This is a genomic window from Leclercia sp. M50, assembly GCF_037150775.1.
Classification (GTDB): domain Bacteria; phylum Pseudomonadota; class Gammaproteobacteria; order Enterobacterales; family Enterobacteriaceae; genus Enterobacter.
In genome coordinates this window covers 1-2,013 of record NZ_JBBCPK010000215.1, presented here as the reverse complement: position 1 = coordinate 2,013, position 2,013 = coordinate 1, and the positions used below count along the sequence as shown (strand labels likewise).

At 54.9% G+C, this 2,013-nt stretch carries 2 protein-coding genes and 2 pseudogenes; 3 read left to right on the top strand and 1 reads right to left on the bottom strand.

What is annotated here, in order from left to right:
• The 3 genes and pseudogenes from WFM46_RS23630 to nadS form a co-directional block, all read left to right on the top strand.
• Window positions 1–369: pseudogene (locus WFM46_RS23630) on the top strand (glycoside hydrolase family 2 protein); the annotation flags it as partial.
• 240 nt (window positions 370–609) lie between these two features.
• Window positions 610–941, top strand: a pseudogene (locus tag WFM46_RS23625) (type II toxin-antitoxin system RelE/ParE family toxin).
• A 1-nt stretch (window position 942) separates the two neighbouring features.
• The gene (gene nadS / locus WFM46_RS23620; RefSeq protein WP_103179800.1) at window positions 943–1,227 is read left to right on the top strand and encodes a NadS family protein; all 285 of its coding nucleotides are present in this window, start codon (window positions 943–945) and stop codon (window positions 1,225–1,227) included.
• A gap of 161 nt (window positions 1,228–1,388) precedes the next feature.
• Here the strand turns inward: nadS and paaY are convergent, their stop codons facing one another.
• Window positions 1,389–1,985, bottom strand: coding sequence for a phenylacetic acid degradation protein PaaY (gene paaY, locus WFM46_RS23615; RefSeq protein WP_156654613.1), 597 nt, complete (start codon window positions 1,983–1,985; stop codon window positions 1,389–1,391).
• Window positions 1,986–2,013 lie beyond the last annotated feature (28 nt).

The window sequence follows — 2,013 nt, the reverse complement described above, 5'->3', positions numbered from 1 at the left end:
CCGAAGGCGGGTTACTATGCCCTGAAGCGCGCCTACCAACCGATCCTCCCCTCCATCGAACCCGTTACAGATGTCTGGCGTCAGGGACGCGAGGCGACGGTCCGCCTGTGGGCGATCAACGATACCTGGTCAGCCTGCGAGGAATGCCGCCTGACGTGGCAGGTGAAGCAGAGCGGAAAACGGCTTGCTGAAGGCGAGACGATCATGACCCTGCCGCCCGACTCGGGGACCAGGGTAAAGGAGATTACCGTCACGCCGACCAGCGTTGAACGAGTGACCATTGAGTATCGCATTGAGAATAACGCGCGAGAAACGGTGGGCAAAAACCGGCGTGAAGAGTCTGTCGAGGCGTCGTCCGCCGGGAAGTAAAGCATAAATTTCCTGATAACCCTCTCCTCTGAGAGGGTTTACCTTCTGATATACCCTGCAATTTTACGAGACGCCTCGTAGCGTCAGCACGCGTTTCAGCACACTCTCGCCATGCTCCTTACAATGCCGACCAGTGCCAGCGCGCATTTCAGATCACGCGTTCTCTGGCAGCAAAATAATTCTGGATCTGTACTATGTACACCTTAAGGTGTACATGGTACCTTACATGGAGAGAGAATCGTGTGCCATGCGATAAAATTTATCGAGACGTCACTGTTTACGCGGCAAATCAAACAGATCGCAACGGATGATGAGCTTCTGGCGTTACAAAGAGAGCTCATTGCCTTTCCGGACAAAGGTGATGTTATTCAGAATACCGGCGGGCGGCGGAAAGCCAGGATGGTCACGGGTGGCCAGGGTAAAAGCAGCAGCGCCAGGGAATTTACCTTCTGGCAACACGGGAGATTATCTGGCTGGTGCTCGCTTATCCGAAAAGCGCCAAAGAGAATCTCACTGATGCGGAAAAGGTTGAACTAAAAAAACTGACAACCTTACTGAAAAACGAGGTGTGAAATGCATTTTTTTGACGAACTCAAAACGTCCCTGGAAGAGGCGGTCGACATCAAAAACGGGACCAAAGCCCCTTCCCGAGTTACCCGCTATGAGATTGCCGATGTCAAAGCGATCAGAGAGCAGCTCAACGTCTCCCAGGCAGAAATGGCAAAAGCGCTGGGCACCAGCGTGGATACCATCAAAAGCTGGGAATCCAGAAGACGTAACCCCACCGGCCTGGCAGCAAAAGTGCTGGCCACGATTAAGGCGAACCCGGCATTCTTTTACGAACTGGCTGCGCATTAATAGGTCGTATTGGGGATGCCAACAGCGACAGGTAAAATAAAAACGCAGAAACAAAGCCCCAGCGACAGCGTGCCGGGGCTTTTAGGGTGCCACTAAATTAATCCTTAACATCCTTCAATCTACACAAAGATGGCCTCACGCAGGATTAAAGGGTTTGCCGCTCAGCGGGCCGACTTCGGCCGCAGATTCTCGTCAAACACCAGCCGCTTGCGATCCGGTTCCACCTCGTGTAACGGCTCCACCTGATGCATCGTCTGTTTGCAGCGCTCCACCAGCGTCTGGTACTCGCGGGTGCCCTGCTTTTTCCACGCCATCTCCTGCTCGCTCAACACGCGGATCGCTTTCGCCGGGCTGCCGATAATCAGATGGTCGGCAGGCATTTCCGCTTTCGCTTTCACAAATGCCGCCGCGCCGACGATGCTGTTCTCGCCGATCACGGCGCCATCCATGATCACCGCATTCATCCCCACCAGCGCATTGCGGCGGATCACGCAGCCGTGCAGAATGGCGCCGTGCCCGATATGTCCCTCTTCTTCCACCACCGTGTCCTGCTCGGGGAAGCCATGCATGATGCAGTTATCCTGAATATTGGCCCCGTCTTTCACCACGATACGGCCAAAATCTCCGCGCAGGCTGGCGTTGGGGCCCACATAGACGCCCTTACCGAGGATCACGTCGCCAATCAGGACCGCTGTCGGGTGGACATAACTCTCCTCAGGAACAACCGGTGTCAGACCATCAATTTGATATACAGGCACATAACCTCCGTTACGCGGGCGTCAGGCC

Coding starts and splice junctions, on each gene's coding strand:
- nadS (WP_103179800.1), top strand. CDS start 943: ATGCATTTTTTTGACGAACTCAAAACGTCCCTGGAAGAGGCGGTCGAC.